The organism is Haliscomenobacter sp. (assembly GCF_033763495.1).
Taxonomy (GTDB): domain Bacteria; phylum Bacteroidota; class Bacteroidia; order Chitinophagales; family Saprospiraceae; genus Haliscomenobacter.
Map to the genome: position 1 here is coordinate 23,064 of NZ_JANRKL010000121.1, position 15,083 is coordinate 38,146.

Annotated in this window: 10 protein-coding genes; 1 reads left to right on the top strand and 9 read right to left on the bottom strand. The window is 50.9% G+C overall.

Annotation, left to right across the window (positions count from 1 at the left end; genetic code table 11):
- Position 1: 1 nt before the first annotated feature.
- Together SFV55_RS12950 and SFV55_RS12955 are read right to left on the bottom strand one after the other, a co-directional pair.
- The gene (locus tag SFV55_RS12950) at positions 2 to 1,207 is read right to left on the bottom strand and encodes a HAMP domain-containing sensor histidine kinase (protein ID WP_320029930.1); all 1,206 of its coding nucleotides are present in this window, start codon (positions 1,205 to 1,207) and stop codon (positions 2 to 4) included.
- 6 nt (positions 1,208 to 1,213) lie between these two features.
- Positions 1,214 to 2,239 carry a DUF3089 domain-containing protein gene (locus SFV55_RS12955; protein ID WP_320029931.1) on the bottom strand — a complete coding sequence of 342 codons (1,026 nt, stop codon included), beginning with the start codon at positions 2,237 to 2,239 and terminating at the stop codon, positions 1,214 to 1,216.
- Positions 2,240 to 2,489: 250 nt separating this feature from the next.
- Here SFV55_RS12955 and SFV55_RS12960 point away from each other — a divergent pair, with 250 nt between their 5' ends.
- The gene (locus tag SFV55_RS12960; RefSeq protein WP_413776705.1) at positions 2,490 to 4,211 is read left to right on the top strand and encodes an ABC transporter ATP-binding protein; all 1,722 of its coding nucleotides are present in this window, start codon (positions 2,490 to 2,492) and stop codon (positions 4,209 to 4,211) included.
- Positions 4,212 to 4,238: 27 nt separating this feature from the next.
- Here SFV55_RS12960 and SFV55_RS12965 read toward each other — a convergent pair whose 3' ends face one another.
- The 7 genes from SFV55_RS12965 to msrB all read right to left on the bottom strand — a co-directional run bounded on the left by SFV55_RS12965 (position 4,239) and on the right by msrB (position 14,929).
- Positions 4,239 to 5,276, bottom strand: a complete 1,038-nt coding sequence (locus tag SFV55_RS12965; RefSeq protein ID WP_320029933.1) for a uroporphyrinogen decarboxylase family protein — start codon at positions 5,274 to 5,276, stop codon at positions 4,239 to 4,241.
- A 41-nt stretch (positions 5,277 to 5,317) separates the two neighbouring features.
- A complete protein-coding gene (locus tag SFV55_RS12970) occupies positions 5,318 to 7,393 on the bottom strand; it encodes an alpha/beta fold hydrolase (protein ID WP_320029934.1) in 2,076 nt (691 codons plus the stop codon).
- 13 nt (positions 7,394 to 7,406) lie between these two features.
- Positions 7,407 to 8,921 carry an arylsulfatase gene (locus SFV55_RS12975; RefSeq protein WP_320029935.1) on the bottom strand — a complete coding sequence of 505 codons (1,515 nt, stop codon included), beginning with the start codon at positions 8,919 to 8,921 and terminating at the stop codon, positions 7,407 to 7,409.
- 134 nt (positions 8,922 to 9,055) lie between these two features.
- On the bottom strand, positions 9,056 to 10,381 hold the full coding sequence (locus SFV55_RS12980) for a Gfo/Idh/MocA family oxidoreductase (RefSeq protein WP_320029936.1): 1,326 nt from the start codon (positions 10,379 to 10,381) through the stop codon (positions 9,056 to 9,058).
- A gap of 87 nt (positions 10,382 to 10,468) precedes the next feature.
- Positions 10,469 to 12,769 (bottom strand): alpha-L-rhamnosidase C-terminal domain-containing protein, encoded by a 2,301-nt coding sequence (locus tag SFV55_RS12985; protein ID WP_320029937.1) that lies wholly within the window; start codon positions 12,767 to 12,769, stop codon positions 10,469 to 10,471.
- 2 nt (positions 12,770 to 12,771) lie between these two features.
- Positions 12,772 to 14,334, bottom strand: a complete 1,563-nt coding sequence (locus tag SFV55_RS12990) for an arylsulfatase (RefSeq protein WP_320029938.1) — start codon at positions 14,332 to 14,334, stop codon at positions 12,772 to 12,774.
- A gap of 145 nt (positions 14,335 to 14,479) precedes the next feature.
- Positions 14,480 to 14,929, bottom strand: coding sequence for a peptide-methionine (R)-S-oxide reductase MsrB (gene msrB, locus SFV55_RS12995; RefSeq protein ID WP_320029939.1), 450 nt, complete (start codon positions 14,927 to 14,929; stop codon positions 14,480 to 14,482).
- Positions 14,930 to 15,083 lie beyond the last annotated feature (154 nt).

Below are 15,083 nucleotides of genomic sequence, written 5' to 3' on the forward strand. Positions count from 1 at the left end.
TTTACGCTTGAAATACCTGTTCGGGCTGAGGCACCGCTTTTTCCTGTGAGGCCTTGATCAGCCGAATAGAAAAGGTGGTGCCTTTCCCTTCCTCCGAACGCTTCACAAAAATTTTACCAGAATGGTACTCCTCTACAATGCGTTTGGATAAGGACAAACCCAGGCCCCAACCCCGTTTTTTGGTGGTGTACCCGGGTTGAAAAACGGTTTTGAACTTGGAGCTTGGAATACCTTTACCCGAATCGCTCACATCGATGTTGACCATGTGATCTTCTTCCGAAACATCCACTTGGATACTCCCCTGCCCGTCCATGGCGTCCAGTGCATTGCGCAGCAGGTTTTCGATTACCCAATCAAACAAAGGCGGATTGAGGCGCACGTTGAGTGGTGTGCTGGCTGGGTCGGGGAAATTAAATTGGACTTTGCGTGACGCCCGACGTTGCATGTAAGCCCGGCATTTTTCCAATTCGGTATAAATATTGACGGGTTCCAGGGAAGGAATGGAGCCAATTTTGGAGAAACGTTCAGCAATGAGTTCCAGCCGGCTGACATCGGTGCGGAGTTCATCCACAATTTCGATAACTTCCTCATCTTCTTCCCGAATTGCGCGCAGGTTTTCCAACCAGGCTACAATCCCTGAGATGGGGGTACCCAATTGGTGAGCGGTTTCTTTGGCCATGCCGACCCACACCCGATTTTGTTCACTGCGGCGTGCAGAACTGAATCCAATGTACCCTAAACCTACAAATGCAGCAATGAGTACCAATTGAATCAGTGGAAAATAGCGAAGTTGGTTCAGCAAAATAGATTCCTGGTAGTAAATTTTATTGCCAGACCCCATACTTACTATAGGCGAAAAGCCATTCTTTTTCAGCTTCTGAATTACAGATTGTAAATAAGGTATATCACTGTTTAAATCATCGCGAAAGTTAGCTGCATCAACAATGACATCTTGTTCATCAGCAATGATTACAGGGATTTTGGTATTATTTTCTATAATTTGCAACTGAAGGGATAAATCTTCAAATTCCTTTTCTGTATTGCTAGCTTGTTCCAGGGCCAGTACAAAATTCTCTACCCGGTACCTTTCACCTTCAGCCAATTCTTTTGACAGGTAAGAAGTATAAAATATCGAGATCAGCAGAATGACCACCCCGGTTCCTGCCATGTAAATTTTCCACCGCGATTTTCGGCTATAAATGTCCATAAACCCTTAATGTTTCCAAAAATACCCTACTCGCGCTACTGCATTTTCCCGAACATTGCTGTAAAAGAGATTGAAGTCTCCAATGTGGTAATTCGGATTGGTGTACAAGAAACTACCGGGAAACTTCGGTTTGTTGACCCATAAGACACCATCGTGCACTTGGGCATCGCAAACTTTTGGGATTACTTTGTTGAAACTGCGCAGCACTGCTCCTTTATTCAGATCACGGGCAGCATAGAGGGTATCACTTGACCAGTTTAACGGATTTGTACTCACAATATTGTTCCCGGGCTGGTGTAACTCGGGGTAGTGCCCCTTGAGGTAGGTCCGCCAGGAGCAAAAACAACCCGTTTGTTCGGGCCGATCACAAGGGGGAATGTTTTCCAACAAATCCCGTTTGACCGGCATGCCCACCAAGTAAGCCACTACCAGGCGATTGCGCAGGTTGCTGTTGTCAAAAAACTCTTTCAACAAACGCTGGGTATGGGTCGTGCCCTGGCTATGCGAAGCGATGATGATGGGACGCCCCTGGTTGTAGTGATCGAGGTAATATTGAAAGGCATTGCGCACGTCGGAATAAGCCAGGTCAAAGATGCGTTTTTGTTGGTCCCGATCCTGCAACCAATAAGCACGAATATGTGCCTGCCGATAGCGAGGTGCGTACACCCGCCCCACACCATTAAAAATACTGGACTGAAACCGAATGGCGCTCTCGTCTACCTTTTTGTTCAATTTGGCATCCTGTACATCGGCATTCCAGGGATCTGTTGCTTCGCGGTCTTGGGTGTAAATAGTAGGGTGAACAAAAAACACGTCCACTTCGCCGTCTTTCTGGCGGTCCTCCATACCTTTGGGAAAGACATCGGCGGCATCTGCGCGGTGGGGCAAAGCAGCCCAGTTCCCCTCTTGAGCATAGTCGGGCATGGGAGGCACTCCAGTATTGGACGAGGATGCGACCATCGAATCCTTGGGCGTAGAACAGGCTATCGCCAGGAGACTTAGGGCCAGACCAAAAATTCGGGTTGTTTTCATCGGATCGTAAGGTCTATTGAAAAGCAAATTTTGACATTAAAATTGAAAGATGTGGTAAAAAATAAACAAAACTGCCCTCTTAGGCAACCTTTTATCACAAAAAAACTGTTTCCCTTTGTAATTTTACCCTTTGGGGCGATAAATAATGAGTCCTTATTTTTGCCCTATCCATTTCGTTCACCAACCCGATACAACCTTGGCTACAGCGCAACCCAAACCTAAGTTCAACTTTTACCTCCTGCGGCGGGTAATGGCACAGGCCAAACCCTACCAAGGTGTCCTGATCGCCTCAGCTATTATGGCCATTGTACTGGCCCCACTGGGCACCATGCGCCCCTGGTTGGTGCAAGTTATGGTGGATGAACACATCTTCAAACTCGACATCAAAGGTCTGGGCTTTATGTCCATTATTTTTCTGGTCTCCTTGTTGTTCCATGCCTTTTTGCAATACATTTTTCAATACGCCACCAGCTGGCTGGGCCAGTGTGTGGTACGCGATTTGCGGGTGGGGATTTTTAAACACATCACCAGTTTGCGCCTGCGTTACTTCGATCGCACTCCGGTTGGGAACTCCATCACGCGGACCATCAGCGACATGGAAACCATCAATACTGTGTTTTCGCAGGGAGTGATCACCATGATTGCCGATATTTTGACGCTGGTGGTGGTGCTGGGCATCATGTTTTACACCAGTTGGAAACTGACCCTGGCTTGTCTGCTGACCCTGCCTTTTTTGGTGGCGACCAGTTATTATTTCCAAAAAAACGTCAAAAAATCCTTCCAGGACGTGCGTACGCAGGTGTCGCGGATGAACTCCTTTTTACAGGAACGCATCACTGGGATGCGCATCGTGCAAATTTTTAATGCGGAACAACAGGAAGGGGAAAAATTCCGCGAAGTCAACCGCGATTACACCAAGGCCAACCTCGATTCGGTATTTTATTATGCCGTGTTTTATGCGGTGGTGGAAATCATTGCTGCGGCTACCTTGGGTTTGATGATCTGGTGGGGCGCAAGGGGCGTCATTGCCGATGAGGTGACCATGGGCTCGCTGGTGGCTTTCCCGATTTACCTCAATATGCTCTTCAACCCCATCCGAACTTTGGCCGATCGCTTCAACACCCTGCAGATGGGTTTGGTGGCCGCCGAGCGGGTTTTTGCCTTGCTTGACGACCCCGAAAATCTGGAGCAAAACGGAACTTACAAGCCGAGCGAATTGAAGGGTGAAGTGGATTTTGAAAAAGTGTGGTTTGCCTACAACGAGGAAGAATATGTGCTGAAAGACGTGAGTTTTCACATCAATCCCGGCGAAACCTTGGCCATCGTGGGCGCAACGGGCTCGGGCAAATCCACCATCATCAACATCCTCAACCGCTTTTACGAAATACAAAAAGGGGCCATCAAGGTCGATGGGGTCGATATCTGGGAATATGACCTTTATTCGCTGCGCCGCCGGGTGGCGTTGGTTTTGCAGGACGTGTTTTTGTTTGCTGGAACGGTACTGGAAAACATCACCCTGCGCGACGACAGCATCAGCCGCGAGCAGGTAATCGAAGCCGCCAAAATGATCGGGGCGCACGAGTTCATCGAAAAATTGCCAGGTGGCTACGACTATCAGGTGATGGAACGGGGTGCTACCCTGTCGATGGGCCAACGGCAGTTGATTTCCTTTGTGCGGGCACTGGTGTTCAATCCCGACATCCTGATTTTGGACGAGGCTACTTCATCCATCGATCCTGAAACGGAAGGGGTGATCCAGTTCGCCATCGAAACGATGATCGCCAAACGCACTTCGATCATCATCGCACACCGCTTGTCGACGATCCGCCATGCGGACAATATTCTGGTGTTGCACAAAGGGGAGGTTCAGGAATACGGGCCGCATGAGGAGTTGCTGCGCAACGAAAACGGGCATTACAAGCAGTTGTACGAGATGCAGTTTTTGCAGGTGGCGGCAGTGGAGGAGGAATAAAATTTTACTCCCTCCACCACAACTTCACTACTTCTTCACCCCATGCGCCTGCCTAATCGCCGTCCGCAAATTCTTCCAATCCGTTGTCCCAGGCACCGTGCACTCCGCGCCCAGGATAAACTGTCTGGGTGCATCTTTTATCACCTTGGCTACTGCCCGTTCAATCTCTTCCGGGCTGCCCTTGCTGATCACGCCATTCTTTTGCAAACCACCCATGGTTGGCCGCTTGAACAGGGTTGAAATTTCCTCCCAGGAGAGTTTTCGATCCGTCAACTGTGGATTGCAATTCACCACTTGCCCCGGGTAATCCAGCACCGCGTCATAATTGGCATAAATGTTATTGTAGTCACACACGTGCAGGATGTTGAAGGGGCATTTGGCGCTTACTTCCTGCATGGCCACCAGGTCACTGGGTTTGACGTAATGTTTGAACAAACGTGGATCGCTGAGTTGGTTGGTCTCCGAGCCCTGGGTAGACATGTAAAAACCATCCACGCCGATTTCCATACAAGCCCGCGCGAAGAGCAGCTGGCTTTCGGTCAGGGCGTCGAGGCCTTTTTTTACGGCATCCGGGTCTTCCTCCATGTGACGCAGCAACACGGGCAAGGTCGCACAATGCCCCGCCCACATGAAAGGAGAATACAGGGTCATGATGATGAGTGCTTCTTTTTTGGCCGCCTTTACAATTTCCCGCACCGTTTCTAGTTGTGGTGCGTAAAAATCCAGGCGGTTGGGCACAAGTTTAGCCCAATCGGCGGGGGTACGCAGAAAATCCAGTGGCGTATAAGCCTGCTCGTATTGGATTTTGACAAAATCCATCTCAGTGTAGCGGAAATATTCCAGGTGCTTTTTGGCGGCAGCCGAGCCTACTTTGTGTTTTTCGTCAAAGTGTAGAAAAAAGGCGGCGGGCCGGTATGAGGCTTCGGTTTTCCCTTCCAGCCACTGCAACATACGTTCCCGTTTATTGAGTGGAGACGTGCCAAAAACAGCAGGCCAGGCTTGCTGGCCAAGGGCCAGGGTGCCAGCGCCTAACAAGGTGGATTGAATGAATTTACGTCTTTGCATAGGTGTTTTTTGTCAGGATTTTGGATAAAAAATGATGGTTCTCATTTCTTCAAATGCCGATCCAAAAACTCAAAAGTAGCCTCATACGCCTTTACCCAACTGCGCTGGAGCAAAAAACTGTGCACCTCATCCGGGAAAATCAACTGCTCAAAAGGCACCTTCTGCTGGCGCAAAACCTTGATCATATCCTCCGTTTCACTAAAAATGACATTGCGGTCATCATCGCCGTGGATGAACAAAACCGGGCTTTTCCAACCTGCCGCGAAAAACATTGGTGAGGATTCGTAGGCTTTTTTGGCAATGTCGGGGTGTTTGAGTGGGTCGTAGCCGGGGTTAAAAGTTGGGATAATCTTGTTCCAGTTGTGTACCCCGTGAATGTCAACCCCGGCCGCAAACAAATCGCTGCGCCTTGCCAGGCCGTGAGCGGTGAGGTAGCCACCGTAACTGCCACCCCAAAGGCCGATGCGTTTGGGGTCAACATCAGCGCGAGTTCTCAGGTATTCGCCGGCACCAATCAGGTCGTTGACCTCGCTGGCTCCCGTTCTTCCGTAATTGAGCGCTTCGCGAAAATCTAGGCCATAGCCAATTCCACTCCGAAAATTCAGGGCAATAACCACGTAGCCTTTGAGCGCAAAATACTGGTTCAGCGCATAGGCATTCGAATAGTACTGGCTGTAATTAAAACCCAGCAGCATTTGTCGGCGGCTGCCCCCGTGCAAAAAAATGACGGCGGGGTGTTTTTCTCCGGGTTTGTGATTGGGTGGCAAAAACAACTGGGCGGGGACACTCATCCCGTCTGTCGCTTTGATGCTGATCTGCTGAGGTTGCACCAGATCGGTGGGATAATCTGAAATGGAAAAAGCAGTCGCTAAATCCTTAAAACCACCATTGCTGTACAAAGCTGGCCAGGCGGGTTTGCTCGTCGAAGCGTGCAACAACATCAGTCCCTCCGCAGTGGGCACTGGACTCCACTCAATGCCGTCCCCTTTGGTGACCTGTTCAGACTGGGCTGTATTGATGTTTACTTTCCAGATGTGACGGCGGTTGATGTCGCCGATGTTGCAGGCGTAGTACAAGGTTTCGCCGTCGTTGGCAAGGGTCACATTTTCTACTTCCCCATTGCCGGGAGTGAAGGGGCGGACCGTTTTTTTTGTGAAATCCAGAGCGTACAGGTGCACCCAACCATCTTTTTCCCAAGGGAAAATGAGCTGCTGCCCTTTGGCCCATAGCAGTTTATTCTCCATCGCCGGAAGGTCGCCCACCAACACCGAGCCTTTGCCTTCATCGGCTTTCCAAATTTCTTTGGCTTCACCTGTCTGAACATTGATCACGCGGATGCTCCAGGGGAAGCCCGTACGGCGAGGTGCAAAAAGAAAGTCGTTGATTTGAAGTGGATTGCGGATGTAGGCCAAATAATTGCCATCCGGGCTCCACGCTGGCTCTTGGTCTTTATCTGCCCCCGGGTCAGGAAAATTGATGCTTTTTGCCGCCAGGTCGTAAATGCCAATAAAAGAATGATCGCCACGGGTGTTGACAAAGGCCAGTTTGTTGCCATCTGGATTCCAGCGAAGACTGCCCACCGTGCCACGCACTTTAAACAAAGGCTGAGGCTTGAGCGTGGTATCTACCAGGGATGCCGTCCAGACCTGGCCCGCATTCAGGTACGCTATACTGAGGCCATCGGGCGCAATTTTGAATGCATACCCCGGACCAATTTTGCGAAAATCGCGCCCATGCTCCAGATCGTTAATGTACAATGTTCTGCCCGTTTCCATTTGCAACTGAGCAGGATTAGCAGCATAACCCTGGGTGTTGGGTGTGTTCCCGCGGACAAAAACGACGTGTTTACCGGAAGGTGTAAAGCTGAGTTCAGAGATGTCAATGCCATTGTCGCTTTCTTCAAAACCAGTAATGCGTGCAGCATCCTTGAAGTTGTCTCCACTGGCCGAGTATACGTTACGGCTGCCGTTGTCATTCAACACCCAGGCTATACTTTTGCCATCGGCACTTGCCGTCAAGTTGCTGGGAAAAGGTTGGGCCAGCAAGAGCTTGATACTGGGTTGGGCAAAGAGTCCATTGGCAAGCAGCCACAATGAAAATGAGAGCAGTTTTTTCATCCGGTTTATTTTTTTATCGCCCCTTAATCTCGCTCAACAATTTACGCAATTCCTTCACCTTCCCAGGCTCCTGGTTGTATAAATTTCGCGTTTCACCAACATCTTCCTTCAGGTTGTACAACTGCCCTGGGGCTTCGCCCGGCTTGGGTGCTATTTCTTTGGGTTGGGTGAAACCACCGGAGCCCAGGCCCTCAATCAACTTCCAATCCCCCTTCCGAATCGCAAAAAAGCCGATGGAAGAACTGTGTACAACCGCAGGCTGATTGGGAACCTGAGCACTTTTGCCCAACAAAACGGGTAAGATGCTGTAGCTGTCTTCTACCTTGAATTTAGAGGATTTTACCCCGGCTATTTCTGCACTGGTCGCCATCAAATTGGTCAAACAAGTGGTGGCTGCACTGGTGCTGCCCGCTGCAACCTTGCCCGGCCAACGCACGATGAAAGGCACCCGATGCCCACCCTCAAAAGCATCACCTTTCATGCCCCGGAACTCGGCGGCAGCCTGGTGATTGAAACGCTGCACGTAATCTTCGCGCCAATAGGGGCCATTGTCGCTGGTAAAAATGACGATGGTATTTTCAGCAAGGCCCAGTTGATCCAGCTTAGCCAGGATTTCCCCTACCGAAGCATCCACCTGTTGTACAAAATCGCCGTATTCACCTGCCCGGGACTTGCTGGTGTATTCCGGCGTAGGCATCCAGGGCGTGTGCGGTGCAGCAAAGGGGATGTACAGGAAAAAGGGCTTTTGTTTGCTTTGTTTTTTCAAAAAATCAGTGGCTTTTTCCACAAAGCGGGGCAAAACGCCAAAAAAGTCAAAGGAAGGCGACATGGCGCCCTCGCGCCAAAATGCTCCGGCGTATCCTGCCTCGGGTTTGTTGCCCTTGGTATGGCCGCTGGGTAATTCGGTCAGTTGATGGTTTTCGAGGTAGCAGTAAGGGGGCATATCCAGCGAAGCGGGAAGCACATAGGAATAATCAAAACCCACCGTACCAGGCCCTTGACTGACTTTTTGGGTAAAATCAATTTGGTCGGGCAACATCTCATTGTGGATGCCGTAATCTCTTTTTTGCAAGGAATCGCGATGCGCTGCGGTAGGCACCCAATCCAGGCCCAGGTGCCACTTGCCAACCACGGCAGTGCTGTATCCTCGGCTTTTCAGCATGGACGCCACTGTGGGGCGATCGGCTTCGATCAAGGTGCGGCTATACCCGCGTAAGACCCCAACTGGCAGGCGGCTGCGCCAGGGATAACGCCCAGTTAGGATGCCATAACGCGTGGGTGTACATACGCCCGAAGGGGAATGGGCGTCGGTAAATCGCATGCCCTGGCTGGCCAATTTGTCCAGGTTGGGCGTTTTGATGCCTCCGTCGGGGTTGTACACCGAGAGGTCGCCGTAGCCCAGGTCATCGGCCAGGATGTAGACGATGTTGGGGGGAGCAGTTTTTTGTAGTGGTTGCTTTAAACCCCATAGTGCAAAGGCGACTAAAGGGCCGCCCAGGAAAAAAAAGTATTTGAAGGAAGGGTGCATGTGTTGAGGAAGGTTGAGAGGTGCGCTTGTAGAGACGCACGGCCGTGCGTCTCTAAGGGTTGCAATCTTGTCAAAGGCTCATTATGGCAAAGACGCACGGCCGTGCGTCTCTACACCGCGTTAGGTCCAATAGCTCACAGTTTAATCGCCCATTCTGGCCGCATCGTCCGGCCCAAAAGTGCATTCGCTTCTTTGTCTTTTTTGAAACTTTCCTTTTTCGGATTCCACTTCAGTGGTCGTTTCAATTCGTAGGCGATGTTGGCGATGTTGCACACCGAGGCGGTGCGGTGCCCGATTTCCACATCACAAACGGGTTTGCTGCGTTTGCGCATGGCCTCCAGGAAATCCTTGTAGTGGTTTTCACTTTTGTAGACGTGTTTTTCGGTTTCGCCGATGATCCGGGTCGCCAATTCCGCAGGCGTCGTTTCAATTTTGCGGCGCTGCACCTTGATCTCGCCCGTGCTGCCGATGAAGTGAATGGCATTGCTCCATTCCCATTTTTCGTGGGTCATGGTGATGCCGTTGGCGTAGCGGAAGGTCAGGTTTTTGTATTCGCCGCCATCGGGAGGGATCACTTCCACCGGGCCACTGTTGTCCATGTCCAGGGCCCATTGTACGATGTCGAACATGTGGGCACCCCAGTCGGTGACCATGCCACCGCCAAATTCCTTGTACAAACGCCAGTTTGGGAATACATCTTTGCTGAGTGGTGGCGCCAGTTCGGAGTTGAAGGGAACGGGTTCATTGGGCCCCAACCAGTAATCCCATTTCAGCCCATCGGGAATGGTTTCCGCGGCCAGGTTGTACTTCACCGGAGGTGCACCCACGTTGACCTTGATGTGTTTGATCTCGCCGATGTAGCCATTGCGCACCAATTCAGCGGCTTGGCGGAATTCCGGCCAAGAGCGCTGCATACTGCCCGTTTGGAACACCCGATTGTGTTGGCGAGCCGCATTGACCATGGCCCGACCTTCCTTGACGGTGAGGGAGAGGGGTTTTTCGCAGTAAATGTCTTTGCCTGCTTCGGCTGCTTTGACGGCCTGCACGGCGTGCCAATGGTCGGGCGTGGCAATGATGACCGCATCAATGTCCTTGAGACTCAACAATTCCCGAAAATCGGTGTACAGCGCGATGTCGGAATACTGGCCAAATTGGGTGTTTTTTTCGTAGTAAACTTTGGTGCGCTCCATCATTTGTTGGGCCTTGGCCTGGTATACTTCGCTGATGGCGGCAATGCGGGCCTCACCCGTGCCGATAAAGGAAGTAGCTAAGCCCTTGCCCTGTTTGCCCGTGCCAATCAGGCCAAAATTGATCATATCGCTGGGGGGTAAATAGCGAGTGCCCCGAGGGCTGGTACCACCGAGCACAAAGCGGGGTACGATCATGAGCCCCGCTGCGGCTTTGGCGCTGTTGCTCAAAAAATTGCGCCGGGAAGTTGATGTAGGTTTTTTGTTGGTCATATTTGTGGTTTTATGGGCGGTGAAAAATAAATTGTTCATTTTCCGTGAGCCACTACTTAGATCTGTTGAAGATAAAAAATCCTGGCCTTATTGACCTTTTAAAACAATGAGATGCTTACCCGCAGGCATATTTTTTAGTTCAAAAAATCCACCTTGCAAGCGCGCCGCACTTTTTTTTCCATCCACCCACAATTGGGTTTTCCCTTCTGCAGTGGGCATGTACACCTGCGCGGTGCTTCCTCCGGGGATGGTAACTTCAAGCCTGTTCTCCTGTGGATTTTGTTGAAAAAAAACTTCCACCTTGCCTTTTAGAGTGGGGTGTATCAATTGGGCAAACTGCAATTTTCCCACCTGTGGTTTGATTTGAAAGGTATCAAAACCTGGGCTCAATGGCTCTACGCCCATGAGTTTGCGTACGATGGTGTTGGCGGGGGTAGCTCCCCAGGCGTGGTTCAAATCGAGATTGGGTTTGTATACAATGTCCCAGGCTTCCATGGAGATGGTCGAGCCACTGCGGATCATGTTGTACCAGCTGCGTTGGGTGGTGGCAGTGAGCAATTCCAGCGCATAGTCGGCATAGCCACCCTCGTACAAGGCATCCATCAAAAACTGGGCGCCGTACACGCTACAGGCCATACGCCGACTTTTGATGAACTGCAATACTTTTTCCTGATCAGCAACCGGAACCAGGCCAAAAGCCAGGGCATACATGTTGGCGTGCAGGGAGCTATGGCTGGTGCTGTCGCCGTCTTTGATCAAACCTGTTGCGGGGTCGCGGAAGGTCGTTTGAAAAGCTTGGTAAACCTGTTTCGCTTTACTTTGATACTGCTGAGCATCCGCTGGTTTTTGCAACAGGTCTGCCATTTTTTCCATCAACAACAAGCAGTGGTAGTAATAGGCGTTGACTACTGCGTTGTAAGGGTTGTACACAAAACCGTCGGTTTCACCCGGGTGCTCCTTTTCCGACCCGATGTAATTGCCAGTTTGGGGCCAATCCACATTGTCGTGCAAGCCACGGCGACCATCAAAGGTTTTGGTGATGTGGATGGATTGTAAAAAGGCGTCACTCTGCAAATTGGTGCGGGTACTGATGAGGCCATTGGGGCCAGCCAGAGCCTGGAGGGTTTTGTGTTGCAGATCGGGGTAGTACTTTTGGATGGCGCGGATATCGCCCGTGTAGAGGTAATCGTACCAGGCAATCAGGATGTTTTGCAAGCTCCATTCGGTGGGCCAGGTGGGGTGAAAAATCAGGTAATCCAAACTCCGGCGGGCCATGCTGTATTCGGCATCTACTGCGTAATGGGAGAGTTGATTGATGAGCGCATCGGCCTCGTAGGGGATTCTTTCACGGTCACCATCCACGTAGTAGCCCGTAAAACTGGTGGCTTTGATGGAGTATTTGCACAAGTTCCAGACCTGATTCAGGATGGTATCGCTGGAGTGGAATGAAGCCGCATTTTCATCAAAAGGATAAAAAACGATCTTGCGCTGCACCGATTCCAGGCTGAGTTCGCCCGTAAAATTTTCAATGGATACATAGCGAAAAGGGTACACCTCGCCGATGTAGCCGGGCATTGGGATGGGATTGCGGCTGTCGCGCCGGGCATTTGGGGGCCAGGTGATGCGGTAGTCGAAGGTGCCTTTTTGCACCAGTAAGGGGATTTTCAGGTAGCGGATGTTGCGCCCGGGATTTTTGTGTATTACTTGTGGCGCTTGCAGTAACTCCCCCACTTCGATCCAGACCGTGTCGGTTTTTTCACTGCTCAGTTTTAGTCGCAATTGCGCCAGAGCGTCTTTGCCGAAATCGAGAAAATAACTTCCCGTTGCTCTTTTGATTAGTGCCACGGGTTTTTGGATTTCCGCCGCGAGCGGCTGATGGGAAAAAACTTCCGCCGGATCGGGAGAACTGTAATAAAACGCAGCGGGCGCTGAAAAAGAGCTGAGCTGATTTTTTTGATCCCAGACCTGCACTTTCCAATGATAAACCTTGCCTGGAATCAGTGCCTTGCCCGCATACGTGGCCTGCTGTTGGCTGGATTTTACTTTTTTTGAATCCCAATAATCTGCCTGGTTTTGTTGGAGCAATTGAGGGGAAGAAGCCAATAAAATCCGATAAGCACTAGCTCGGCGGATGGAGGTGTCGAGTGCCCAGTTGAATTGGGGGCGAGAGCTAAAAATGCGGGCAAATTGGTAGGTTTCCGCCTGTTGGCTGGCCGTTTCGAGGGAGACGGTTACGGGGAGTCCGTTTTGCCGCACCTGATCGGTATGGCGCAGTAGGTCGCAGCGCAAATCCAGGGGTGCGGGACGGATTTGGGCGTAGGTAGGACAAACCATTCCTACCAAGACCAGAATTTGCCAAATTTTAGCGGCAAAAAGATAGTTGTACATGCTCATTTTTTTACCGGAATTTCCCGTACCCCTACCTGTTTGGCCCAAACCTCATACTCCGCCTTCAAAGCCTCCACTTTTTCACTGGCCTGTGGTGCCAAGTTTACACTTTCGCTGGGGTCAGCGCTCAGGTCGTAGAGTTCCCAGTCCTTATCGCCATGCTCTTTGACCAGCTTCCAATGGCCATGACGGAGGGCTTTGTTGCCGATGTGTTCCCAAAACAAGGAGCGGCTTTTTGGCTTTTTGGCCTTCCAAAAATAACTCAGGCTTTGGCCAGGCAGCTCTTTGGGGATGGGAACCTGCGCCAGTTCCAGTGCAGTGGGCAGCAGGTCGATCACATGGCCAGGGGTATTTAAGTAGCCCGATTTGGGCTTGATTTTGGCGGGCCAATGCAGGATGCAAGGGCTGATGATCCCGCCCTCGTGCATGTAACTTTTGTACAACTTAAAGGGGGTGTTGGACACGTTGGCCCAGGGAGCATCGTAGGTGCCGTAAGAGCCGCGTTCGCCGATTCTTTTACCGGGTTCGCCCAGTTTTCTGTCGTCGACGTTTTCGGAGGTGCCTCCGTTGTCCGACAAAAAGACGATCAGGGTATTGTCCAATTCCTTCCAGGCTTCCAGGGTTTGGATCAGTTTGCCAATGTTTTGATCCATGCGGTCGATCATGGCGGCGTACACGGCCATTTTTCTGGCCCAGCTCTTTTTGTCGCTGATGCTGTTCCAGTCGGGAATGTCAGTTGGCCGCGGGCTGAGTTGGTAGCGTTTGTCCAAGAGCCCGAGTGCTTGCATTTTGGCAAAACGTTGTTGCCGCAGTACGTCCCAACCTTGGAGGTAGAGGCTTTCGTATTTGGCAATATCGCTCTCGTAAGCGTGCAGCGGAAAGTGGGGCGCGGTATAAGCCAGGTACAAAAAGAAAGGTTTGGACTGCGATGCCTGCCCCTGGATGAACTCGATGGCTTTGTCCGTAAACGCATCGGTGGCGTAATAGCCCTCTTTGGGGAGCACGTATTCCTGATCCTGCAAAACCATGTAGCGCTTGCGCTTCTCGGGTAGAACCTCAAAAAAGCTGGAAGCCCCTGAAATGAGGCCGAAGTATTTGTCAAAACCCTGTTTGAGCGGCCAGTGCTCCTGGCGCTCGCCTACGTGCCATTTGCCCGTCATGTAGGTGTGGTAGCCCGCTTGGCGGAGGTGTTCGGCAATGGTGGGGGTGTTGGGGTCTAAAAAGCCCTGATACGGGCCAGGGCTTATTTTTTGGTCATCAAAGGACACCATATTGCCCATTCCTGCCGCGTGGGAATAGTTTCCCGTCAACAAGGAAGCGCGGGTGGGACAACAGCGCCCGGCATTGTAAAAATTGCGCAACTTGAGGCCATTGGCAGCCAGTTTGTCAAGGTTGGGGGTTTTGGCTTCGCCGCCATAGCAGCCGATATCGGAGTAACCCAGGTCATCAGCCATGATGAAGATGATATTGGGGCGCGGGTCGCTTGTTCTCAACTTGTGCCCGAAGCATAGACTGCTGAGGGCAAGTAGGCCCCAAAAAATACTTCGTGGTTTTTTATGGCTCATGATCATAAGGTTGCTGCGCTTAGGGTTATCCATTGAAGACGGCCTTGCTAAAAACCACCCTTAAACCCAATGCCATTGGCTTAAGGAAAAAAGTGCATTCAGTGCAAAAATCCTTAATTCAATGACATTGTCCTTACCCCACGCATTATTTAGCCTCCACTTTTTTCAAGGCAAGCGCATTGATGCAGTACCGCAAACCACTCGGCTGTGGGCCATCCTGAAAAACGTGCCCCAGGTGGGCATCACAGGTATTACAAAGCGTTTCGATGCGGTACATGCCAAAACCGCGGTCTTTGTGGTAGCTGATCGCATTTTCCCGAATCGGTTGAGTGAAAGAAGGCCAACCAGTGCCACTATCGTACTTTTCAGCCGAATCAAAAAGCAGGCTATCGCAGCACACACAAGCATAAACTCCGGGCTCAAACAGGCTGCACATTTCAGAACTGAAGGCGCGTTCGGTTCCTTTTAGTCGGGTAATCCGAAAAGCTTCCTCGCTCAGCAGGGCTTTCCATTCTGCTTCACTTTTTTCCACACGCTGATCTGGCGCGGGGTTGCCGTTGTTGGCAAATCTTAAGACATTCAGCCAATTGAGCATACTAATTTGGTTAACGTGAGTTGTGAATTTATTAATTTTTTACCGCAGAGTTTCGCAGAGTAAACCACAGAGTTTCTCAGAGTTTAATTAGTTTTTAGGAGTTTTGCCACCTCTGGTGGCTGGAGGTTGAATGCGATTAAAGTCTGATTGTTAG

What these genes read in the sequence shown, in the direction of transcription:
- SFV55_RS12950 (WP_320029930.1), bottom strand. Translation starts at nt 1,207, where the DNA reads ATGGACATTTATAGCCGAAAATCGCGGTGGAAAATTTACATGGCAGGA.
- SFV55_RS12955 (WP_320029931.1), bottom strand. Translation starts at nt 2,239, where the DNA reads ATGAAAACAACCCGAATTTTTGGTCTGGCCCTAAGTCTCCTGGCGATA.
- SFV55_RS12960 (WP_413776705.1), top strand. Translation starts at nt 2,490, where the DNA reads ATGGCACAGGCCAAACCCTACCAAGGTGTCCTGATCGCCTCAGCTATT.
- SFV55_RS12965 (WP_320029933.1), bottom strand. Translation starts at nt 5,276, where the DNA reads ATGCAAAGACGTAAATTCATTCAATCCACCTTGTTAGGCGCTGGCACC.
- SFV55_RS12970 (WP_320029934.1), bottom strand. Translation starts at nt 7,393, where the DNA reads ATGAAAAAACTGCTCTCATTTTCATTGTGGCTGCTTGCCAATGGACTC.
- SFV55_RS12975 (WP_320029935.1), bottom strand. Translation starts at nt 8,921, where the DNA reads ATGCACCCTTCCTTCAAATACTTTTTTTTCCTGGGCGGCCCTTTAGTC.
- SFV55_RS12980 (WP_320029936.1), bottom strand. Translation starts at nt 10,381, where the DNA reads ATGACCAACAAAAAACCTACATCAACTTCCCGGCGCAATTTTTTGAGC.
- SFV55_RS12985 (WP_320029937.1), bottom strand. Translation starts at nt 12,769, where the DNA reads ATGTACAACTATCTTTTTGCCGCTAAAATTTGGCAAATTCTGGTCTTG.
- SFV55_RS12990 (WP_320029938.1), bottom strand. Translation starts at nt 14,334, where the DNA reads ATGAGCCATAAAAAACCACGAAGTATTTTTTGGGGCCTACTTGCCCTC.
- msrB (WP_320029939.1), bottom strand. Translation starts at nt 14,929, where the DNA reads ATGCTCAATTGGCTGAATGTCTTAAGATTTGCCAACAACGGCAACCCC.